The organism is Streptomyces sp. NPDC048269, assembly GCF_040652395.1.
Lineage (GTDB): Bacteria > Actinomycetota > Actinomycetes > Streptomycetales > Streptomycetaceae > Streptomyces.
In genome coordinates this window covers 80,273-101,983 of sequence record NZ_JBEZLW010000014.1, presented here as the reverse complement: position 1 = coordinate 101,983, position 21,711 = coordinate 80,273, and the positions used below count along the sequence as shown (strand labels likewise).

20 protein-coding genes are annotated in these 21,711 nt (G+C 71.9%); 15 read left to right on the top strand and 5 right to left on the bottom strand.

The genetic code is table 11. The features are described 5' to 3' along the window. Positions 1 to 42: 42 nt before the first annotated feature. On the bottom strand, positions 43 to 1,437 hold the full coding sequence (locus tag AB0D48_RS18185) for a HEAT repeat domain-containing protein (RefSeq protein WP_362397238.1): 1,395 nt from the start codon (positions 1,435 to 1,437) through the stop codon (positions 43 to 45). A gap of 159 nt (positions 1,438 to 1,596) precedes the next feature. On the opposite strand from AB0D48_RS18185, the gene AB0D48_RS18180 reads away from it, so the two are divergent. Together AB0D48_RS18180 and argH are read left to right on the top strand one after the other, a co-directional pair. Beyond that, positions 1,597 to 2,790 carry an argininosuccinate synthase gene (locus tag AB0D48_RS18180; protein ID WP_362397236.1) on the top strand — a complete coding sequence of 398 codons (1,194 nt, stop codon included), beginning with the start codon at positions 1,597 to 1,599 and terminating at the stop codon, positions 2,788 to 2,790. A 121-nt stretch (positions 2,791 to 2,911) separates the two neighbouring features. Further along, positions 2,912 to 4,339 carry an argininosuccinate lyase gene (gene argH / locus AB0D48_RS18175; RefSeq protein WP_362397234.1) on the top strand — a complete coding sequence of 476 codons (1,428 nt, stop codon included), beginning with the start codon at positions 2,912 to 2,914 and terminating at the stop codon, positions 4,337 to 4,339. Positions 4,340 to 4,444: 105 nt separating this feature from the next. On the opposite strand, the gene AB0D48_RS18170 is transcribed toward argH, so the two are convergent. Beyond that, positions 4,445 to 4,945 (bottom strand): HAD domain-containing protein, encoded by a 501-nt coding sequence (locus tag AB0D48_RS18170; protein ID WP_362397439.1) that lies wholly within the window; start codon positions 4,943 to 4,945, stop codon positions 4,445 to 4,447. A 98-nt stretch (positions 4,946 to 5,043) separates the two neighbouring features. On the opposite strand from AB0D48_RS18170, the gene AB0D48_RS18165 reads away from it, so the two are divergent. The 3 genes from AB0D48_RS18165 (at position 5,044) to AB0D48_RS18155 (ending at position 8,693) form a co-directional block, all read left to right on the top strand. Further along, the gene (locus tag AB0D48_RS18165; protein WP_362397232.1) at positions 5,044 to 5,592 is read left to right on the top strand and encodes a helix-turn-helix domain-containing protein; all 549 of its coding nucleotides are present in this window, start codon (positions 5,044 to 5,046) and stop codon (positions 5,590 to 5,592) included. After that, positions 5,592 to 7,136, top strand: coding sequence for an MFS transporter (locus tag AB0D48_RS18160; protein WP_362397230.1), 1,545 nt, complete (start codon positions 5,592 to 5,594; stop codon positions 7,134 to 7,136). The genes AB0D48_RS18165 and AB0D48_RS18160 overlap by 1 nt, the downstream gene beginning before the upstream one ends. A gap of 69 nt (positions 7,137 to 7,205) precedes the next feature. Next, positions 7,206 to 8,693, top strand: coding sequence for a membrane-associated oxidoreductase (locus tag AB0D48_RS18155; RefSeq protein ID WP_362397228.1), 1,488 nt, complete (start codon positions 7,206 to 7,208; stop codon positions 8,691 to 8,693). A 6-nt stretch (positions 8,694 to 8,699) separates the two neighbouring features. Here AB0D48_RS18155 and AB0D48_RS18150 read toward each other — a convergent pair whose 3' ends face one another. Continuing rightward, on the bottom strand, positions 8,700 to 9,329 hold the full coding sequence (locus AB0D48_RS18150) for a lysophospholipid acyltransferase family protein (protein ID WP_112453204.1): 630 nt from the start codon (positions 9,327 to 9,329) through the stop codon (positions 8,700 to 8,702). 272 nt (positions 9,330 to 9,601) lie between these two features. Between AB0D48_RS18150 and AB0D48_RS18145 the strand changes: the two genes are divergently transcribed. The 3 genes from AB0D48_RS18145 to AB0D48_RS18135 all read left to right on the top strand — a co-directional run bounded on the left by AB0D48_RS18145 (position 9,602) and on the right by AB0D48_RS18135 (position 11,901). Further along, positions 9,602 to 10,765: a glycerophosphodiester phosphodiesterase gene (locus AB0D48_RS18145; protein ID WP_362397225.1), complete on the top strand. Its 1,164-nt coding sequence runs from the start codon at positions 9,602 to 9,604 to the stop codon at positions 10,763 to 10,765. A gap of 73 nt (positions 10,766 to 10,838) precedes the next feature. Continuing rightward, positions 10,839 to 11,360: a sigma-70 family RNA polymerase sigma factor gene (locus tag AB0D48_RS18140; RefSeq protein ID WP_362397437.1), complete on the top strand. Its 522-nt coding sequence runs from the start codon at positions 10,839 to 10,841 to the stop codon at positions 11,358 to 11,360. 37 nt (positions 11,361 to 11,397) lie between these two features. Next, positions 11,398 to 11,901 (top strand): GNAT family N-acetyltransferase, encoded by a 504-nt coding sequence (locus AB0D48_RS18135; RefSeq protein WP_362397223.1) that lies wholly within the window; start codon positions 11,398 to 11,400, stop codon positions 11,899 to 11,901. Here AB0D48_RS18135 and AB0D48_RS18130 read toward each other — a convergent pair. Continuing rightward, positions 11,898 to 12,314, bottom strand: coding sequence for a hypothetical protein (locus tag AB0D48_RS18130; protein ID WP_362397221.1), 417 nt, complete (start codon positions 12,312 to 12,314; stop codon positions 11,898 to 11,900). The genes AB0D48_RS18135 and AB0D48_RS18130 overlap by 4 nt on opposite strands. Further along, complete coding sequence (locus AB0D48_RS18125; protein WP_362397219.1) at positions 12,307 to 12,675, bottom strand: hypothetical protein; 369 nt, start codon at positions 12,673 to 12,675, stop codon at positions 12,307 to 12,309. Before AB0D48_RS18125 ends, AB0D48_RS18130 begins: the two co-directional genes overlap by 8 nt. 114 nt (positions 12,676 to 12,789) lie before the next feature. Between AB0D48_RS18125 and AB0D48_RS18120 the strand changes: the two genes are divergently transcribed. The 7 genes from AB0D48_RS18120 (at position 12,790) to cobT (ending at position 21,511) form a co-directional block, all read left to right on the top strand. After that, positions 12,790 to 12,936 carry a hypothetical protein gene (locus AB0D48_RS18120; RefSeq protein ID WP_362397217.1) on the top strand — a complete coding sequence of 49 codons (147 nt, stop codon included), beginning with the start codon at positions 12,790 to 12,792 and terminating at the stop codon, positions 12,934 to 12,936. A 342-nt stretch (positions 12,937 to 13,278) separates the two neighbouring features. Then, positions 13,279 to 14,358, top strand: a complete 1,080-nt coding sequence (locus AB0D48_RS18115) for an ATP-binding cassette domain-containing protein (protein WP_362397214.1) — start codon at positions 13,279 to 13,281, stop codon at positions 14,356 to 14,358. Continuing rightward, entirely contained in the window at positions 14,355 to 15,023 is a 669-nt protein-coding gene (locus AB0D48_RS18110; RefSeq protein ID WP_362397211.1) for a methionine ABC transporter permease, read from the top strand. The genes AB0D48_RS18115 and AB0D48_RS18110 overlap by 4 nt, the downstream gene beginning before the upstream one ends. A gap of 92 nt (positions 15,024 to 15,115) precedes the next feature. After that, positions 15,116 to 15,979, top strand: a complete 864-nt coding sequence (locus AB0D48_RS18105) for a MetQ/NlpA family ABC transporter substrate-binding protein (protein WP_362397209.1) — start codon at positions 15,116 to 15,118, stop codon at positions 15,977 to 15,979. Positions 15,980 to 16,186: 207 nt separating this feature from the next. After that, entirely contained in the window at positions 16,187 to 16,879 is a 693-nt protein-coding gene (locus AB0D48_RS18100) for a GNAT family N-acetyltransferase (protein ID WP_362397206.1), read from the top strand. 78 nt (positions 16,880 to 16,957) lie between these two features. Beyond that, positions 16,958 to 18,166 (top strand): precorrin-6y C5,15-methyltransferase (decarboxylating) subunit CbiE, encoded by a 1,209-nt coding sequence (gene cbiE, locus AB0D48_RS18095; RefSeq protein WP_362397203.1) that lies wholly within the window; start codon positions 16,958 to 16,960, stop codon positions 18,164 to 18,166. Between the two features lie 273 nt (positions 18,167 to 18,439). Further along, complete coding sequence (cobT, locus tag AB0D48_RS18090) at positions 18,440 to 21,511, top strand: nicotinate-nucleotide--dimethylbenzimidazole phosphoribosyltransferase (protein WP_362397200.1); 3,072 nt, start codon at positions 18,440 to 18,442, stop codon at positions 21,509 to 21,511. Positions 21,512 to 21,711 lie beyond the last annotated feature (200 nt).

The following is a 21,711-nucleotide window of genomic DNA, read 5'->3' as shown; positions in this document are numbered from 1 at the left end:
CGCCGATTATCGGCCAGGACGGCGGGGCCGGGCCGCACGATTTCAATTGCCGAGGCCCAGCCGGGCGAAGCGCAGGTCCAGTTGGTGGTCGTCGAAGAGGTACGCGGACCGCTCCAGCAGGGCGCCCAGTTCCGCCGCCTCCGCCTGCCCCGCCCGCAGGGTGCGCTGCCAGTCCCACATCCGGACGGCGCCCTCGGCGAGTTCGCGCAGACCGGGATCCCGTACGTCCAGCAGGCTGAGGGCGGCCCGCAGCGCGGCGATACCGCCTTGGGCCCGGAGCAGGTGGAAGGCGGCCCGGCGGGTGTGGGTCGGCCGGTCGGGGGCGACGCGCGCGGTCAGCCAGTCGGCGGGCAGCGGCCCCGCCATGGCGCGCAGGCTCCGGGAGGCCTCGCGGGCCACCCCCGGCCACGGGTCGTCGAGCAGCGGCCGCAGCAGCTGCTCGTCGTCCGCGTGCAACAGGCGCAGCCCGGCGACGGCGGAGGCCCGCACCGCGCCGGCTGGGTGCCCCAGCAGGGCGCGCAGCAGCGGCCCGTCCTCGCGGCGGGCGCACTCGGCGAAGCCGGTCACCGCGTACGGGGTCACCCGGCCCTGGTCGGCGACCAGCTCGCGGCAGCGGGCGTAAGGGTCGCCGCCGTCCTGGCGGACCAGCCAGCGGGCACAGGCCCGGACCAGCCCGGAGCGGTCGGTGAGGTACTCCCCGGCCTCGGCGGCCCGGCCGGCCCCGCGCAGGGCGGTGACCCCGCTGGCGCGGACCATCGGGATGTGGCCGCCGAGCAGGGAGTCGACCGCCCGGCCGTCCGGCCCGTCGCCTGCCATGGCGGCGAGCGCGGCGTCCGCCCACATCCGGGCCGTCGGCGGATCCAGCTCGACGGCGGCCAGCCGGGCGAGTTCCCGTACGCCGAGCCCCCCGCTCTCCAGCGCCACCCGCGCGGCGAACCGCCGGGTCGGCAGGTCCGCGCTCTCACGCAGCTCGGCCTGCACGGGCCGGCCGCGCATCGCCTCGGGGAGCAGCGCCAGGGCCCAGGCGCCGTGCTCGCGGCGGCCCAGCCGCAGGAGGAGCGGCGTCAGCCGGCGCAAGGTGTCCGCCGGGTCGGCGGTCAGTGCCGCGCTCAGCACGCGCCGGGCCTGTTCCCGTACGGCCGGAACCCAGTCGGTGCAGCGGATCGCGACGAGTTCGGGCACCGGATCCGGCGCCCGGAGCGCGCCCTCGCGGACCCGGCCGTCGGGGTGGCACAGCGCCACCACGTCGTGCCGGCCGTCGTACGCGGTCCCGTACCGCCAGCGATGGATATCGCGTACCCCCTGGTCGAAGGCGATCCATGTGGCCGCAACGCCCTTGGGGAGAGGCTCCGGCGTGTGACCGGGATCCCCGCCGTCCAGCAGGCGTTCGGCGCTTTCGTGCCCCGCCCGTATCGCCCGTTCCCGCCTCGCGCTCATGCGACCTCCCCCTGGTGTCCTCCCGAGAGTAGGCACCCGCGTTGCCGTCACGCCTCCGATATTTCCGCTGGTCAGGCCGCACGGCTAGGGTTGATTGACGAAACATACGGAGTAGTGCATAGTTATGCCTGTTCTTGAATGCAGTGTAAGGAGAAACCCGTGGCCGAGCGCGTCGTACTCGCCTATTCAGGCGGTCTGGACACCTCCGTCGCCATCGGCTGGATCGCCGAGGAGACGGGCGCAGAGGTCATCGCGGTCGCCGTGGACGTCGGTCAGGGCGGCGAGGACCTGGACGTCATCCGCAAGCGCGCGCTCGCCTGCGGTGCCGTCGAGGCCGAGGTCGCGGACGCCAGGGACGAGTTCGCCGACGAGTACTGCCTTCCGGCGATCAAGGCGAACGCCCTCTACATGGACCGCTACCCGCTGGTCTCGGCGCTCTCCCGGCCGGCGATCGTCAAGCACCTGGTAGCCGCCGCGAGGAAGCACGACGCCTCGGTCGTCGCCCACGGTTGCACCGGCAAGGGCAACGACCAGGTCCGCTTCGAGGCCGGCATCGCCGCCCTCGCCCCCGACCTCACGTGCATCGCCCCGGTCCGCGACTACGCCATGACCCGGGACAAGGCGATCGCCTTCGCCGAGAAGGCGGACCTCCCGATCGCCACCACCAAGAAGTCCCCGTACTCCATCGACCAGAACGTCTTCGGGCGCGCGGTCGAGACGGGCTTCCTGGAGGACATCTGGAACGCGCCGATCGAGGACATCTACGAGTACACCGCGGACCCGGCCGTCCCGCGCGAGGCCGACGAGGTCGTCATCTCCTTCAAGGCCGGCGTCCCGGTCGCCATCGACGGCAAGCCCGTCACCGTGCTCCAGGCCGTCCAGCAGCTCAACGAGCGCGCCGGAGCCCAGGGCATCGGCCGGATCGACATCGTCGAGGACCGCCTCGTCGGCATCAAGTCCCGTGAGGTGTACGAGGCTCCGGGCGCGATCGCGCTGATCACCGCCCACCAGGAGCTGGAGAACGTCACCGTCGAGCGCGAGCTGGCCCGCTACAAGCGGCAGGTCGAGCAGCGCTGGGGCGAGCTGGTCTATGACGGTTTGTGGTTCTCCCCGCTGAAGCGGGCGCTGGACGGCTTCATCAACGAGGCCAACCAGCACGTCACCGGTGACATCCGGATGACCCTGCACGGCGGCCGCGCCGTCGTCACCGGCCGCAAGTCCGACGAGTCGCTGTACGACTTCAACCTGGCGACCTACGACTCGGGCGACACCTTCGACCAGTCCAAGGCCCAGGGCTTCATCGAGGTCTTCGGTCTCTCCTCGAAGATCGCGGCCCGCCGCGACCTCGCCTGAGCCGTCCCACCGGTACCCACGCGCAGTACGACACGCAGTAGAACGGACGGCCTCCCCGTTACCTCCGCGACGGGGAGGCCGTTGCACACCCGAAGCCATGCAGTCTTGAGGAGCAGTAGCTGTGAGCAGCAACAACGGTGACGTCCGGCTCTGGGGCGGCCGCTTCGCCGACGGCCCGGCCGAGGCCCTCGCGAAGCTGTCCGCGTCGGTCCACTTCGACTGGCGCCTCGCGCCGTACGACATCGCGGGTTCCCGCGCCCACGCCCGCGTGCTGCACAAGGCCGGGCTGCTCACCGTCGAAGAGCTGGACCGCATGATCGCCGGCCTCGACCAGCTCGAAGCCGATGTGGCCGACGGCTCCTTCACCGGCACCATCGCCGACGAGGACGTGCACACCGCCCTGGAGCGGGGCCTGCTGGAGCGGCTCGGCGCCGACCTCGGCGGCAAGCTGCGCGCCGGCCGGTCCCGCAACGACCAGGTCGCCACCCTCTTCCGGATGTACCTGCGCGACCACGCCCGGATCGTCGGCGGCCTGATCGCCGACCTCCAGGACGCGCTGGTCGGCCTCGCGGAGAGCCACGCGGACGTGGCGATGCCCGGCCGGACCCACCTCCAGCACGCGCAGCCCGTGCTCTTCGCCCACCACGTACTGGCCCACGTGCAGTCCCTGTCCCGGGACGCGGAGCGGCTGCGGCAGTGGGACACCCGGACCGCTGTCTCCCCGTACGGCTCGGGCGCGCTGGCCGGCTCCTCCCTGGGTCTGGACCCGGAGGCGGTCGCCGCCGACCTGGGCTTCGAGCGGGGCTCGGTCGGCAACTCGATCGACGGCACGGCCTCGCGGGACTTCGTCGCCGAGTTCGCCTTCATCACCGCGATGATCGGGATCAACCTGTCCCGGATCGCGGAGGAGATCATCATCTGGAACACGAAGGAGTTCTCCTTCGTGACCCTGCACGATGCCTTCTCGACCGGGTCGTCGATCATGCCGCAGAAGAAGAACCCGGACATCGCGGAGCTGGCGCGCGGCAAGTCGGGCCGCCTCATCGGCAACCTGACCGGCCTGCTGGCCACCCTCAAGGCGCTGCCGCTGGCGTACAACCGGGACCTCCAGGAGGACAAGGAGCCGGTCTTCGACTCCTGCGACACCCTCGAGGTCCTGCTGCCGGCCTTCACCGGGATGATGGCCACCCTCACCGTCAACCGGGAGCGGATGGAGGAGCTGGCTCCGGCGGGCTTCTCGCTCGCGACCGACATCGCGGAGTGGCTGGTCAAGCAGGGCGTGCCGTTCCGGGTGGCGCACGAGGTGGCCGGTGAGTGCGTCAAGGTCTGCGAGGTGCTCGGGATCGAGCTCGACGAGCTGACGGACGAGCAGTTCACGAAGATCTCGGAGCACCTGACCCCCGAGGTCCGGACCGTCCTGAACGTCAAGGGCGCCCTGGCCTCGCGCAACGGCCGCGGCGGCACCGCCCCCTCGGCGGTCGCCGTCCAGCTGACCGAGCTGAAGGCGGACCTGGTCATCCAGCACGCCTGGGCGGCCCACAAGCAGTAGCCGCAGTGCCCGGAGGGGCGGAGCGGGTCCGCGTGGCCCGCACCGCCCCTCCGGCATGCGGGCGGTGTCAGTGGACGAAGGTGATCGAGAACGCCCGTCCGGCGCCTACGCCGCCCAGTCCGCCAGCGCGTCGAAGTCCGGCCGGGTCAGCCCGATCCGTTCGTCGACGCGCAGCAGCAGTGCCTGTGCCGGGTGCAGCTGGTCCACGTACTCGTGGTCCATGGCCGTGATGTCGTCGTCGATCCACGCGAAGGGCCGGGATCCCGCGTACTCCAGGATGTACTGGGTCTTCCAGAAGGTGCCGCGCGGCGCCCGGCCGTGCATCACCGGCCAGTCGACGAACGGGAGCCGGGGCAGGCCCAGGTGCGGGCCTATCCAGTCGTTGGCCTCGTCCTTCCAGGTCGTGGCCCAGACCAGCTCGTACACGTCCGCCAGCGCGAGCAGCTCCGCGCCGTGGCCGTGGTTCAGCCAGACCCGCAGGGGTTTGCCCTCCGTCCAGCCCGTCGGCCGCATCCGGTGGGTCGTGTAGCCCTCGGGGCGACGCTGGGCCTTGGCCGCGTAAGGGTTCAGCGGTCCGTCGACGTCGATCAACAGCAGCGGCTTCATCGGCTTCATCTCGGCAGGATTCCCTTCAGGCTGCTCGTGCGCAGCTCATTTGTCGATCCAATGAGACGTTGGAGTCTCATTCGGGTTATGGTTGTCTCATGGCCATGGATCGTGACCAGGTGCTCCGCGACGCGGCCGCCCTGCTCTCCCGCAAGTCGACCGCCACGATGGACGAGGTCGCCCGCGCCGCCGGGATCGGGCGCGCGACCCTCCACCGGCACTTCGCCGGGCGCGACGCGCTCGTACGGGCCCTCGAAGAACTCGGCATCCGGGAGTTCGAAGTGGCCTTCGACAACGCCCGCCTGGACGAAGGCAGCGCGGTCGACGCACTGCGCAGGCTCGTCGCCGAGACCGAGCCCAACGCCGAGCTGCTGGCCTTCCTCGTCACCGAGAACCAGCTGTTCGAAGGCGACCAGATCAACGAGGGATGGGCCCGCCTCGACGCCCGCGTCGGCGCGCTCTTCCGGCGCGGCCAGGCCGAGGGCGACATCCGGATCGACCTGAGCCCCGCCTGGCTCACCGAGGCCCTCTACGGCCTCATCGGCACCTGCGCCTGGGCCGTCATGGACGGCCGGGTCGCGGCCAAGGACTTTCAGTACATGATCATCGAGCTGCTGCTCGGTGGCGCACGACGGAGTGTGGAGTGATGAGCAGGACCGAACAGTTCGAGCGGCAGACGGGGACGGAAGGCAGGAGCCCCGGGCGCTGGCTGGCGCTGTCCGTGCTCGTGCTGGCCGTACTGCTGGTCGCGGTGGACGCCACCGTACTCGGTCTCGCCACCCCGTCCCTGTCCGAGGACCTCAAGCCGTCCGGCACCCAGTTGCTGTGGATCGGCGACATCTACTCCTTCGTCATCGCCGGACTGCTCGTCTCCATGGGCTCCCTCGGCGACCGCATCGGCCGCAAGAAGCTGCTCCTGGCCGGTGCCACCGCTTTCGGCGCCGTCTCCGTCCTGAACGCCTACGCGACCAGCCCCGAGATGATGATCGTCGCCCGGGCCCTGCTCGGCGTGGCCGGCGCGACCCTGATGCCATCCACCCTCGCGCTGATCCGCAACATCTTCCACGATCCCGAGGAGCGCAGCCTCGCCATCGGCATCTGGGGCGCCACCGCCTCCGCCGGCGCGGCCGTGGGTCCGGTCGTCGGCGGAGCCCTGCTCCAGCACTTCTGGTGGGGCTCGGTCTTCCTCATCAACCTGCCCGTGATGGCCGCCCTGGTCATCGTCGGCATCAAGCTCCTGCCCGAGTCCAGGAACCCGGTCGCCGGCCCCTGGGACCTGGTCAGCGTCGGCCTCTCCCTCATCGGTGTCATCGGTGTCGTGTACGCCGTCAAGGAAGTCGCCACCCACGGCGCGACCTGGGGCGTCTGGGCAGCCGCCGTCATAGGCGCCGGGTGCCTGTACGCCTTCGTGCGCCGCCAGTTCACCCTGCCGTCCCCGCTGCTCGACATGCGGCTCTTCAAGCACCGCGGCTTCTCCGGCGCGGTCCTCGCCGACCTGCTCACCGTCTTCGGCCTCTCCGGACTGGTCTTCTTCCTCTCCCAGTTCCTTCAGCTCGTACAGGGCCGCGACCCGCTGGAGGCGGGCCTGGCCGAACTGCCCGCCGCCATCGGCGCGGTGGTCACCGGCCTGGTCGCCGGGCGGTACGCCCGCCGGTACTCCGTACGGTCCGTCGTCGCCGGCGGCCTCGCCGCCATCGGCCTGGCACTCGCCGTGCTGACCGTGATCCACAAGGAGACCGGCTACCCGCTGCTCGGCGCGGCCCTGCTCGTCGTCGGCCTCGGCGCCGGCTTCTCCTTCACCGTCACCGCCGACGTCATCCTCTCCAGCGTGCCCAAGGAGCAGGCCGGTTCGGCCTCGGCGGTCTCCGAGACGGCGTACGAACTCGGCGCCGCCCTCGGCATCGCCCTGCTCGGCTCCATCGTGACCGGCGTCTACCAGGGCTTCACCGCCCCGGCGTCCGTTGCCGCACCCGTCGCCGAGGACGCCCACGAATCCCTCGGCGGGGCCGTCGAAGCGGCCAGGTCGCTGGATCCGCACACCGCCGAGGTGATGGTCGGCGCCGCCCAGGAGGCCTTCGTGGACGGGCTGCGGCTCGCCTCCGGCGTCGGCGCCGCCGTGCTGCTGGCCACTGCCGTGGCCGCCTGGTTCCTGCTGAAGGGCCAGCGGCTCCAAGGCGGCATCGCACACTGACGTTCCGCCAGGAAGCGCTGTCCCGAACGGAGTTGACAGTCCGTCGAACCGCGGGACACCATCCCGGCGATGGAGATCAACGATCTGACCCCGGCGGAGCGCCGCATATGGGATGCCTTCCCGCGCGGTGAGGGCGTCGACTTCCGCGAACACGCCGACGAGACCGGAACCACGGGTGAGACCTGGGGCCCCGAGCGGACCGTACGCGCGGAGGTGCTCACCGCCCTCCTGCTGAACGGGCCCCATGTCGGGGGACAGGTAGCCGGGCTGAACATCAGGGGCGCCCGGATCACCGGCAAGCTGAACCTCAGGTACGCCGTCGTCGAGCACCCGATCCGGCTGCGCGCCTGCTGGTTCGAACGCAAACCCCTGCTCTACGGAGCCAAGCTGCGGTACTTCGTGGCCAACGACTCGACGCTCCCGGGCCTGACCGCCGACTCCGTCAGCGTCGACGTCGCGCTCAAGCTGTCCTGCTGCCGGATCACCGGCCCCGTCCGGCTCGCCGGGGCGCGGATAGGGGGCGGCCTCTTCCTGCGCCGGGCGGTCATCGGCACGCCGACGACCGCGGAGGAGGCCCCCGAGGAGACCCCGGAGGCCCTGCTCCAGGTCAACCACGTCGACATCGGCACCGACGTCATCGCCATGGAACTCACCGTCCACGGCCAGACCCGCATCAACGGCACCACCGTCGGCGGTCAGGTCAACCTCAACGACTCCCGCCTGCTGGCCCCCGGCGGTATCGCCCTGCACGCCGAGAACCTGACCGTCGGCACCGATCTGAGGGGCCACCGGCTGGAGGCCCAGGGTCTGTTCAACCTCACGGGCTCCCGCATACCGGGCCAGCTCTACCTCGGCCGCGCCGCCTTCGGCAATCCCGGCGGGGTCGCCCTGCGCGCCTCCAGCTGTGTCGTCGGCGAGGTGTGGCTGAACTCCTGCGAGACGATCCAGGGCGTGGTGAGCCTGCGCCGCTCCCAGTTCGACCTGCTGCACATGCCTCCGGAGACCTGGCCGGAGCAGATCCGCATCGACGGCCTCACCTACCGCACGCTCGCCCCGCACCTGCCCGCCGAGGAGCGGCTGCCCGCCCTGGAACGCGAGGAGTCGGGCTACCTCCCGTACGCCTACGAGCAGCTCGCCGCGGCCTACCGTACGGCGGGGGACGAGGCGGGCGCCCGGACCGTCCAGCTCGCCAAACTGCGCCGGCACCGGCGCACCCTGCCCCGGCACGCCCGGCTCTGGGGGCTGCTCCAGGACGCCACGGTCGGCTACGGTTTCCGGCCGCTGCGCGCCGCGGGCTGGCTGCTGGCGCTGCTGCTGACGGGGACGATCGCGTACGGTTTCCACGCGCCGAGGGAGCTCAAGACGGGGGAGGCGCCGGAATTCAACCCGGTGTTCTACACGATCGACCTGATGCTGCCGATCATCGGCTTCGGCCAGGAGGGGGCCTTCGCCCCGAGCGGCTGGTACCAGTGGCTGTCGTACCTGCTGATCGTGACCGGCTGGGTCCTCGCCACGACGACCGCGGCGGGCGTCAGCCGGTCACTCCAGCGGCAGTAGCCGGGGTCAGGCCGCCTTCGCCTTGGTGGCGTACATGTCCACGTACTCCTGGCCCGAGAGCCGCATGACCTCGGCCATCACCGAGTCGGTGACCGCGCGCAGCACGTACCGGTCGCGGTCCATGCCCTCGTAGCGGGAGAACTCCATCGGCTCGCCGAAGCGGACGGTGACCCGGCCCGGGCGCGGCATCCCCGCGCCGCCGGGCTGGAGCTTGTCGGTGCCGATCATCGCGAACGGGACCACAGGGGCGCCGGTCATCAGGGTCAGGCGGGCGATGCCGGTGCGGCCGCGGTAGAGCCGGCCGTCGGGGGAGCGGGTGCCCTCCGGGTAGATGCCGAAGATCTTGCCCTCTTCGAGGATCCGGCGACCGGTCATCAGGGCCGCGACGCCGCCGTTGGCCCCGTCACGGTCGACGGGGATCATGCCGGCGCCGGTGAAGAACCAGGCCATCGCGCGGCCCTTGATGCCCTTGCCCGTCACGTACTCGTCCTTGCCGATGAAGTGGACCGTGCGGTCGCACACCAGCGGAAGGATCATGGAGTCGATGAAGGTGAGGTGGTTGCCCGCCAGGATCACCGGCCCGGTGCCCGGGATGTTCTCGATGCCCTCCACACGGGTGCGGAACATCAGGCGCATGACCGGTCCGACAGTGGCTTTGATGAGGCGCGTACGGAACAACGTGGGCCCTCCGGCATCGAAAAGCGGTTCTCGCACCCACCACAGAGCGGTAGTGCAGGTGAGGACGATACTCGCGGGTCAGCTCTGATCGCACATCGGGTTCACACGATGGATACGCAGTGTTGACGCACGTTTCCGCCATGTTCCCCGCATGCTGGCCCTGCCGACATCCCCCCTTGCCTACGATCGGCACGCAGATTCGGGCGTTTTCGCAACGGGGAGTGGCAGTCATGACACAGGGTGGGGCAGCGCGGCGCACGGTCCTGGGGGCGGCGGTCCTGGCGGCCGGAGCCGGAATCACCGGACTGGCGGCGGGCCCAGCGGCGGCCTCGGAGGCCGGCCACGGCGAGGGAGGCTTCCGGGACCTCCCCCACCCGACGGTGATCGGCCACCGCGGGGCCAGCGGCTACCGGCCGGAGCACACGCTCGGCTCCTACCAGCTCGCGCTCGACCTGGGCGCCGATGTCATCGAGCAGGACCTGGTCCCGACCCGGGACGGGCACCTGGTGTGCCGCCACGAGAACGAGATCGGCGGCACCACCGACGTCGCCGACCACCCCGAGTTCACCTCCCGGCGCACCACCAAGTCCGTGGACGGCGTCTCGGTCACCGGATGGTTCACCGAGGACTTCACCCTCGCCGAGCTCAAGACCCTGCGCGCGAAGGAACGTATCCCCGCCGTCCGCCAGCGCAACACGCTCTACGACGGCCAGTGGGCCGTGCCCACCTTCGAGGAGGTGCTGCGCTGGGCCGACCGCGAGGGCAAGCGCCGCGGCAAGCGGATCTGGCTGCACGTCGAGACCAAGCACCCCAGCTACTTCCGGGCGCTGGGCCTCGGCCTGGAGGAGCCCCTCGCCAAGCTGCTGCGCCGCTACGGGCGCGACGGCCGCAACGCCGCCCTCTTCCTCCAGTCCTTCGAGCCCTCCAGCATGCAGCGGCTCTCCCGCCTGGTCTCGGCGCCCCGCGTGGTCCTGCTCTCCGCGGCGAACACCCGTCCGTGGGACTTCGAACAGGCCAAGGACCCGCGTACGGTCGCGGACCTGGTCGAGCCCGAGGGCCTGCGGTGGATCGCGGGCTTCGCCCAGGGCATCGGCCCGACCATGGACCTGATCCTCCCGCGCGACGCGGCCGGCAAGCTCGGCACCCCGACCACCCTGGTCAAGGACGCCCACGCCCACGGGTTGCTCCTGCACCCCTACACCGCGCGCAACGAGAACAGCTTCCTGCCGGCCGAGTACCGCAAGGGCACGGATCCGGCCGCGTACGGGGACGCCTTCGGCGCCTTCCGGACGTACTTCGAACAGGGCATCGACGGCATCTTCACGGACAACCCGGACACCGGGCTGCTCGCGGCGGAGGCCTTCCGCCCGGGCCGACGCCCCGTCAACCGCTGAGCGCACCTTCCCGAATGAGTGGGCCGTGCCCGGCGGGGAAACCGCCGGGCACGGCTCACTCGTCCCGCCCGGCATGGACCTGCTGAAGGCTGACGTCTTTGAGAAGCTCGGCCCGCTGCTCTCCGCGGAGGCCGCCGCAGAGGCCCCGGGCACCGGAGTGGACGCGGCCGACCTGGAACAAGCCGTCTGGGTCAGGCTGCTGGAGAGCGGCCCGCGCGACCCGGACCCCGACGGCCGCGTCCGCTGGCTGCGCCGGGCGGTGCGCGCCGAAGCCCGGCTCGCGCGGCGGCGTGCCCGGCGCGAGATCCCGTACGGTGCGGCTCCCGCGGACAGGGGCGGCGAACCGGAGGACGCGCTTCTGCACGGCGAGGAGAACCGGGCCCTCCGGTCGGCGGTCGCCCGATTGCCCGGGCGCTGTCCGGAGCTCATGAAGGCACTTCTTTCGCCCAGAGACCTCACTTACCGTGAAATCGCAGGAGAGTTGGGTATCTCACAAGGAAGTTTGGGGCCCGTCCGTTCCCGTTGCCTGGGATGTCTGCGCAGAATGCTGGCTGCAGAGGTTGCGGCTCCTGGCCTGTGGGGAAAGGAGCGGTAGACCGACGGGCAACCAGGTGAGCGGGAGGCATGCGCACATGGGCATGAGCGTGACCATTTCGGCGGCGGCTGCCGAGGACGCTGAGCAGATCTTCAAGCTGCAGTACCTGGCCTTCCAGCGTGAGGCCGAGCTCTACGGCAACTACCTCATCCAGCCGCTCACCCAGTCCCTGGACTCCCTCAAGGGCGAGCTGGCGACGGACACCGTACTGGTGGCCCGGCTCGGGGACGAGGTCGTCGGCACCGTGCGCGGCAGCGTCGACGAGGACGGCACCGGGAAGATCGCCAAGCTGTGCGTCCACCCGCGGCTGCAGGGCCACGGTCTCGGCGCGCGCCTGCTGCGCGCCGTCGAGGAGGCCCTCGCCGGCGACAGCGCCACCACGAGGTTCCGCCTGCACACCGGGCACAAGAGCGAGTCCAACCTGCGGCTCTACCGCAAGGCGGGCTACACGCAGGTCGGCGGCCGCACGGCCTCCGACGGCGTGCGGCTGGTGATCCTGGAGAAGGAAGCCAAGGACACCGACTTCGCGGTCAGCGCCTAACCCTTCTTGCGCAGCCAGAGCATCCCGGTGATCGGCAGGATCACCGGGATGAACAGGTAGCCCATGCCGAAGCCCGACCACACGGTCGCGTCGGGGAAGGCATCCGGGCGCACCAGGGTCCAGGTGCCCACCGTCAGGACGCCCGCCAGCTCGGCGGCGCAGCAGACGAGCGCCGCCCTGCGGGCCGTCTCCCCGCCGCGCACCAGTGAGTACGTGATGAACGCGTAGGCCAGCGCCGCCACCGCGGACAGCGAGTACGCCAGCGGTGCCCGGTCGAACTCGGTGGAGATCTGGTAGGCCGACCGCGAGACCGCGCCGACCACCATCACCCCGTACAGCCACACCAGGAGCAGGCCCGGCCCGGAGACGAGCCGCTTGCGTCCGGCGGGAGTGGCGCTCGTCGTGTCAGGCACCGGTGGTTCCCCAGATGTCGTAGAGCCGTACTTCGAGGACGGCGAGGACGACCGCGCCGGCGGCCACCGTCACCGAGCCCCACTTGGTCCGCTCGGTCAGCGAGAGCATCCCGGCGGCCGGTACCGCCGCGAAGGCGCCCACCAGGTACGCCACGAAGATGACCGTGCCCTCGTCGGGCTTCTCGCCCCGGCCCAGCTCGACCAGACCGATCACCAGCTGGGCCAGGACCAGCACGGTCACCACGGCCATGCCGATGAAGTGCCAGTCCTTGGTCGGCTGGTCCCGCCATGCGGCGTGACCGCACCAGGCGGCGAGGGCGAGTGCGGCCACGCCTATGGCGACCGTCAGGGCGTCGAGCATGCAGCGAGGGTATTACGGGCCGAAAGACCCGATGCGCGCGCCCCTGGCCGCACGCTTCGCCGCAGGACATGACCCGGAGCCCTTCCCGGTCGCCGCGCGGCCGGTGCGCGCAGCGTGGCCTTGACCACAACGCACCCCGGCGTCGCACGCGACGCGGACGTGGTCGCGGGGGACCTGCCGGCCCTGTCCGCGCTGGTCGGAGCGGACGGTCCGACCAGCGGGACGGAGGGCCGAACCGGACCGTCCCAGTCCGGTATGTGACCGGTTTTCGTCCGCTATCCGGACACTGTTGATCGGTGAACCGGCATGTCTGGTTTACTGGGGCCCATGACCACGACGAGCAGCCGCACCCTTGCGACCGAGGCGACGATGACGCCCGGTGCTCGTTGTATGTGTCGAATGCGCGCCTTCTGAGGGCCCCTTCCGCACGCCTCGCGCCCCGAAGCGAGACCGGCCGAGCCTGTCCATCTGTCCCGGACCGCTCCTGCCCCGCGCACGCGCCGACACCGCTGAATCATCCGGTTTCGACCCGTATCGCGTCCCCAGATGTTTGCCCCGTGCACGGCACCGCTTTGCCGTGCACTCGACAGCGACGGAAATCCTGTGATCACCACATCGGGCCTCACGAAGGTCTACCAGTCCCGTGGCCGCGAGGTCACCGCCCTGGACGGCGTGGACCTCCACGTCCGCGAGGGCGAGGTCTACGGAGTCATCGGCCAGAGCGGCGCCGGCAAGTCTTCCCTGATCCGCTGCGTGAACCTGCTGGAGCGCCCCACCACCGGCACCGTGCGGGTCGACGGCGTCGACCTCACCGCGCTGGCGGGCCGCGGCCGCCGCGCCGGCAAGGAGCTCCGCGAGGCCCGCAGCCGCATCGGCATGGTCTTCCAGCACTTCAACCTGCTGTCCTCGCGCACCGTCCAGGGCAACATCGAGCTGCCGCTGGAAATCCTCGGCGTCTCCGGCCGCGAGCGCTCCCGCAAGGCACTGGAACTCCTCGACCTGGTAGGCCTCGCCGACAAGGCCAAGGCCTACCCCACCCAGCTCTCCGGCGGTCAGAAGCAGCGCGTCGGCATCGCCCGCGCCCTGGCCGGCGACCCCAAGGTGCTGCTGTCCGACGAGGCCACCAGCGCCCTGGACCCCGAGACCACCCGCTCCATCCTCCAGCTGCTGCGCGACCTCAACCAGCAGCTCGGCCTCACCGTGCTGCTCATCACGCACGAGATGGACGTGGTCAAGTCCGTCTGCGACTCGGCCGCCCTGATGAAGCGGGGCCGGATCATCGAGTCCGGCACCGTCGCCGAACTGCTCGCCACCCCCGGCTCCGAGCTCGCCGGCGAACTCTTCCCCGTCACCGGCGCCGCCACCGGCCCCGACCGGACCGTCGTCGACGTCACCTTCCACGGTGAGTCCGCCGCCCAGCCGGTCATCTCGCAGCTCTCGCGGACGTACAACATCGACATCTCGATCCTCGGGGCCGCGATGGACACCGTGGCCGGCCGCCTGATCGGCCGCATGCGCATCGAACTGCCCGGCCGCTACGAGGACAACGTCGTCCCCGTGGGCTTCCTGCGCGAGCAGGGCCTCCAGGTCGACGTCGTCGAGGCGGACGGAGCCGACGCGGGCGACGGGTCCGACGGGATCGACAACGAACTGGCCGCACTGGTCAAGGATGGTGCGAAGTGACCTGGTCCGAGATGCAGCCCCTGCTCACCCAGGGCACCTACGACACCCTCTACATGGTGCTGTGGTCCACCCTGGTGACCGTCCTGGGCGGACTGCCCATCGGCATCCTGCTGGTCCTCACCGACAAGGGCGGCCTCCTGCAGAACCGGCCGCTCAACAAGGTCCTCGGCGTGATCGTGAACATGGGCCGCTCGCTCCCGTTCATCATCCTGCTGATCTTCCTGATCCCGGTCACCACCGCGGTCGTGGGCACCTTCATCGGCCCCACCGCCATGATCGTCCCGCTCGCGATCGGTGCCATCCCCTTCTTCGCCCGGCTCGTCGAGACCGCGGTCCGCGAGGTGGACCACGGCCTGATCGAGGCCGTCGAATCCATGGGCGGCGGCATACCCACCCTCGTCGGCAAGGTGCTCCTCCCGCAGGCCCTGCCCTCGCTGGTCGCCGGCGTCACCACCACCGTCATCACCCTGGTCGGCTACTCCGCCATGGCCGGAGCGGTCGGCGGCGAAGGACTCGGTTCCAAGGCCATCACCTACGGCTTCCAGCGCTTCGAGACCGGCTTCATGATCGCCACCGTCGTCGTCCTGATCGCCATCGTCACGGTGATCCAGCTCCTCGGCGACGGTGTGGTCCGCCTCTTGGCCCGCCGCGGCCGGACAGCCTGAACAGCCACCGGCTGACAAGACCTCACCCCTCAGAAAGCCCGCACTTGTCGTGCTTGGGCCACCACCCCGCAAATGCAAGAAAGGCACTCTTCGTGCGTAAGAACGTCAAGCTCACCGCCCTCGCCGCCACCGCCACCGCGCTCGCGCTCGGCCTCACCGCCTGCGGCAGCTCCTCGGACCCGTCCTCCACCAAGGCCGACGGCGGCAAGACCGACGAGAGCAAGCCCCTGGTCATCGCGGCCTCCCCGAGCCCGCACGCCGACATCCTGAACTTCGTCAAGGACAAGCTCGCCGCCAAGGAGGGCCTCAAGCTGGAGGTCAAGGAGTTCACGGACTACGTCCTGCCGAACACCGCCACCCAGCAGGGCCAGGTCGACGGCAACTACTTCCAGCACAAGCCGTACCTCGACGACTTCAACAAGAAGAACAAGACGACCGTCGTGCCCGTCGTCAACGTGCACCTGGAGCCCCTCGGCCTCTACTCCAAGAAGGCCAAGGCAATAGGCGACCTCAAGGCCGGCCAGACCATCGCCGTCCCCAACGACACCACCAACGAGGGCCGCGCGCTCCAGCTGCTCGCCGCGAACAACGTGATCACCCTCAAGGAGGGTGTCGGCACCGGCGCCAAGCTGTCCGACATCACCGACAAGAAGGGCCTGGAGTTCAAGGAGCTGGAGGCCGCCACGGTCCCGCGCGCCCTGAACGACGTGGACGCCGCCGTCATCAACGGCAACTACGCCCTCGAAGCCGGCCTCTCGCCCGCCAAGGACGCCCTGATCCTGGAGAAGGCCGAGGGCAACCCGTACGCCAACTTCCTCGCGGTCAAGGACGGCAACCAGGACGACCCGCGGATCCAGAAGCTCGCCAAGCTCCTGAACTCCGACGACGTAAAGAAGTTCATCGAGGAGAAGTACCAGGGCTCGGTCGTCCCGGCCTTCGGCACCCCGGCCTCCTGAGACCCCGGCCTCCTGAGCCACCGGCCGGATCCGGCCAACCCTTCCGGTCAGCAATCTCGGCCCCGCACGCCCCTGTCGGCGTGCGGGGCCGCGCTCTGCCCGCTCGCGGGCAACCCGGCCCTGCACTTCCCCCGGTCGATGCTGCATGCTGTGGCCTACGACCCGCACAAACGGTCCCGCACCACGGTCTCAGGCATGGAGCTGCGCATGACTACCACCTTCCCGGACGTCACCATCAGCACGGACCGGCTGGTGCTGCGCCCCTTCGAGGAGGAGGACGTCACCGCGCTCACCGAGATGATGAACGACGAGAACGTCACCGCCTGGACCTCCGTCCCGCACCCCTACACCCAGGCCGACGCACACGGCTGGGCGACGCGGCAGTCCCACGCCGAACGCACCGAGGGCCGCGGCCTCGTCCTCGCCGTCACCGAGTTCCTCACCCACCGCCTCGTCGGTGTCGTCCACCTCCGGAACACCAACTGGCGCACCCGCTCCACCGAGGTCGGCTACGTCACCGCCCCCTGGGCCAGGGGCGAGGGCTACGCCAGCGAGTCCGTCCTCGCCGTCGCCCAATGGCTCTTCCGCGAGCAGGGCTTCGAACGCCTCGAACTGCGCACCGCCGCCGACAACACCGCCTCCCAGCAGGTGGCCCAGAAGATCGGCTGCATCAGCGAGGGCGTCCTGCGCAACGCGTGGATAGTGCGCACGCAGACGGCCGACGGCAGCTGGACCGACACCCGCACCGACCTCATCGTCTGGAGCCTGGTCCCCGAGGACCTCGACGACGCGGAGGGGTACGGCGACTACGGCGACGGATACGACGCCTACACGGCGGACACCGCCTGCGGACAGCGGGCCGACGCGACCGGCCACCCCGTCGGCGCCGACTGGAAATGACCCGATGACCAGGTAGTCTCACCGTGCCCGCCCCCCCGACGAAACTTCGCCTGCCCCCACCCCAGGAGACTGACGACGATGGCCGACCGGGTCACGGTGATCGGCTGGGACGGCTCGCCCCTGACCGCGGCCGCCCGGTCCGCGCTCTCCGCCGCCACGCTCGTGGCCGGCGCGGCCCACCACCTCGCCCTCCCCGAGGTCCCGCCCACCGCCGAACGCATCCGGTTGGGCAGCCTCGGACTCGCCGCCCGCCGCATCGCCGGCCACCGCGGCACCGCCGTCGTCTTCGCCGACGGCGACCCCGGCTTCTTCGGCGTCGTACGCACCCTGCGCGCTCCCGAGCACGGCCTGGAGGTCGAGGTCGTCCCGGCCGTCTCCTCCGTCGCCGCCGCGTTCGCCCGCGCCGGCATGCCCTGGGACGACGCCCAGGTCGTCGTCGCCCACCCGCGCACCCTGCGCCGCGCAGTCAACGTCATCCGCGCCCACGGCAAGGTCGCCGTCCTCACCTCGCCCGGCGCCGGCCCCGCCGAACTCGCGCTGCTCCTCGACGGAGTCCACCGCACCTTCGTCATCTGCGAGGAACTCGGCACCGACAAGGAGCAGGTGAGCATCCTCACCTCCGACCGGGCCGCCGACCACACGTGGCGCGACCCCAACGTCGTCATCGTCATCGGCGGCGGCGGACAGGCCCTGGCCGCCGAACCGGGCTGGCTGCTCGGCCAGAGCCCGGCCCAGTCCCAGTCCTCCGGACGCGGCTGGGCCAGGCCCCAGGCCGACGCGGGAGAAGGGGAGTCCGCGCAGCTGCGCGCCGCACAGCTCGCCCGGCTCGGCCCCCGCACCGGAGACCTCGTCTGGGACATCGGCTCCGGCTCCGGCGGCGTCGCCGTGGACGCCGCCGCGCTCGGCGCCGCCGTCATCGCCGTGGACGCCGACCCGGGCGCCTGCGAACGCGTAACCGCCGCCGCCCGCAAGCGGGGCGTACAGATCCAGATCGTCGCCGGGCGCGCACCCCACGTACTGGAGAACCTGCCCGAACCCGACGTCGTACGCGTCGGCGGCGGGGGTGCCCAGGTCGTCGCGGCCGTCGCCGACCGCCGTCCCGAACGGATCGTCAGCCACGCCTCCACGCGCGACGAGGCGGAGGCCATCGGCCGCACGCTCGCCGAACACGGGTACGCGGTGGAGTGCGCGCTGCTCCAGTCCGTGGGCCTGGACACCCGCACCTGGGCCGAACAGGAGCGTTCCGTCGTCTTCCTGCTGTCCGCCGAACGCCCCGTGACCCGCTGACGCGAGGGCCGGGGTAGGCTGGCCGATCGTCGTACCGCCCAGGACGATTCGGGCATCACGACACCGGACGACGCGCGACGTGGCGCAGTCCACAGTGGACCGTGACGGTTATGGCCGCCAGGGTGGCTAACGGGCGCGACAATGCTTAGTGGTTGTCGCGCAGGCGCACGTGAGGCAAGGGTGCCGCACGGCAACCCCGCACGGCGACCCGCACGGCGGGCTCGCGGGCGACCGGGCGATCGAAGAGGCAACACCGATGGGCGAGGGGTACGCATGACTGACACCGGCCAGGTCCCGGGCGAGGGTCACCCGGACAACGCGGGCATGGTGGATCAGCAGGGCATCCCCGCTCCGGTCCAGCTCCCGCCGCCGCTTCCCCCCGGCTACGCCTTCCAGGACCTCGTGGACGACCCGGCCGAGCCCGAGGACGAGGAACTGCTGCTGATGCCGAGCGGCCAGGGCGCGTGGAGCGACCCGCAGGTCGTCCCGTCGGCCCCCGCCTTCCCGGTCGAGACCCCGCTCTACGGCACCGAGCCTTCGTACTCCGAGGCTCCGGCGGCCTACCCGGAGCCCGCCGCGTACCCCGACTTCCCGTCCTACGGCGCCGACGCCCACGAGACGGGCGGCCGTGACTCCGGCGCGCTCGACCTCGGCGGGCTCGTCGTACCGCCGCCCGCGGCCCCTGCCGCCGCCCCGGCCGCTCCGGTCCGGCGGCCGCTGCACATGGGCCCGCCGATGCCCGAGGCCAACGGCGGAGTCGTACGGTCCCTCGCGGACCGCGGCCCGGCCGCGACGCCTGCCGCGACCGCTCCGGCAGGCCCGGTCCCGGTCCACCAGGCGGGGCCGCCGACCATGGGCCCCGAGTACCTGGACCTCCCGCGTGCGGAGGCCGTCGCCGCCCCCGCGCCGCAGCTGACCGAGATCCCGCCGCAGGCCGGCGTGCCGTGGACGCCGGAGCCCGAGCAGGCGCCGGCGCCGGTGTTCTCCCCCGAGCAGGCGGCGGAGGCCGCCCCGGCGCCCGTGGCTCCCGAGGCCGCACCCGCCCCCGTGCCGGTCGCCTCCGAGGTGGCCGCCGAGCCGGTCGTCGTGCCGGAGCCCGAGCCGGCCGCCGTCGAAGCCGTTCCCGAGCCGGAACCCGTACCGGCAGCCCCCGTGGCGGCCGAGGCCATCGCTCCGCAGCCCCAGCCCCAGCCCGAGCCGGAGGCCGTGCTCGTCACCGCGGACCCGGTGGGCCAGGCGCCGGAGCCCGCCGAGGCCCCCGTCGAGCCCGCGCCCGTGGAGGCGGCCCAGCCCGTCGCCGTCGAGGCCGTCGCCGTCGAGTCCGTCGTCGCCGAAGGAGTCCCCGCCGAGCCCGTCGTTCCCGTGGAGCCCGCGCCCGCACCGGCCCAGCCGGCCCAGCCGGCGCCGATGGCCGCGGAGCCGGCTGCCGAGCCCGCCCACGGCAAGCCCCTCGCGGAGGCCCCGGCCGCCCCGGCGGAGCCCGCGGCGGCAGAACCCGTCCCCGCGGAGCCCGTTCCGGCGGAGCCCGCCCCGGTGGCCGCCGAATCGGAGCCGCAGCCCGAGCCCGTTCCCGCCGGGGCCGCCGAGCCCGTTCCCGCCGAGTCCGCCGCCGGCGAGGCGGCTCCGGCCTACGACGACGCCGAGCGCGAGGCCGTCCTGCGCGTCATGCGCGAACGCCGCGACATCCGCAAGGGCTTCCGCACCGACCCGATCCCGCACGAGGTGCTCCTCCGCGTCCTGGAGGCGGCCCACACCGCGCCCAGCGTCGGCCACTCCCAGCCCTGGGACTTCGTCGTCATCCGCTCCGCGGAGACCCGCCGGACGATGCACGAGCTCGCCCAGCGCCAGCGCGAGGCCTACGCGAACTCCCTGCCCAAGGCCCGGGCGAAGCAGTTCAAGGAACTCAAGATCGAGGCCATCCTCGACACCCCGGTGAACATCGTCGTCACCGCTGACCCCACCCGCGGCGGCCGCCACACCCTCGGCCGGCACACTCAGCCGCAGATGGCCCCGTACTCCTCGGCCCTCGCCGTCGAGAACCTCTGGCTCGCCGCGCGCGCCGAAGGCCTCGGCGTCGGCTGGGTCAGCTTCTTCGACGAGCGCGAGATGGTCCGCGAACTCGGCCTGCCGGAGCACCTGGAGGTCGTCGCGTACCTGTGCGTCGGCTACGTCGACGAGTTCCCGGAGGAGCCCGAACTGGCGCAGGCCGGCTGGTCCCAGCGCCGCCCGCTGGCGTGGGTCGTCCACGAGGAGACGTACGGGCGCCGCGCGCTGCCCGGCGAGGAGCCGCACGACCTGCTCTCGGAGACCGTCGCCAGCATCCGCCCGCTCGACGCGAAGGCGCTCGGCGAGGCGTGGGAGCGGCAGAAGCGCATGACCAAGCCCGCCGGGGCCCTGGGCATGCTCGAAATCATCTCCGCCCAGCTCAGCGGCCTCTCCCGGGTCTGCCCGCCGCCGATCCCGGAGCCCGCCGCCGTGGCGATCTTCGCCGGTGACCACGGCGTGCACGCCCAGGGCGTCACCCCCTGGCCGCAGGAGGTCACCACCCAGATGGTGGCCAACTTCCTGGGCGGGGGAGCGGTCTGCAACGCCTTCGCCAACCAGGTGGGCGCCGAGGTCTGCGTGATCGACGTCGGTGTCGCGGGTGACCTCCCGGCCACGCCGGGCCTGCTCCCGCGCAAGGTCCGTCCGGGCACGGCGGACCTCTCCACAGGCCCGGCGATGACCCGCGAGGAAGCGATCGCCGCGATCGAGGTCGGCATCGAGACGGCCCGCGACCTGGTCGCGGCGGGCAACAAGGCCCTGCTGACCGGCGAGATGGGCATCGCGAACACCACGGTCTCCGCGGCCCTCATCTCCGTCTTCACCGGGGTCGACCCGGCGGAGGTCACCGGCCGCGGCACGGGCATCAACGACGAGACCCATGCCCGCAAGGTCGAGGTCGTACGGCGCGCCCTGGAACTCCACCAGCCGGACCCGGCGGACCCGATCGGCGTCCTCGCGGCCATCGGCGGCCTGGAGCACGCGGCGATCGTCGGCCTCGTCCTCGGAGGCGCCTCCCTCCGCACCCCCGTGATCCTGGACGGCGTCAGCGCGGGCGCTGCCGCCCTGGTGGCCCGTGCCATCGCCCCGGAAGCCCTGTCGGCCTGCATCGCGGGCCACCGCAGCGCGGAGCCGGGACACGTGGCGGCCCTGAACAAGCTCGGCCTGCGCCCGCTGGTCGACCTGGACCTGCGCCTCGGCGAGGGCACCGGCGCCCTCCTGGCCCTCCCCCTGGTCCAGAGCGCGGCCCGCGCGATGCACGAGGTCGCCACGTTCGACTCCGCCGGAGTCACCGAGAAGTAGTTCCAGCGGCGCCGCTGCCGGGGGCTCCGCCCCCGGATCCCGGCGCCTCAGGCGCCGGCGAGGCCGGGTTGCCGCCGGGCGAGGGCTGGAATTGGCCTGCGGGCAATCCAGCCGCGCCTGGCGGACGGCAGCAGCCGCATCCGGCCCCGCCGGCGCCTGAGGCGGGGGCTGGGGCGCAGCCCGGGGGCCCGCCAGGGCCT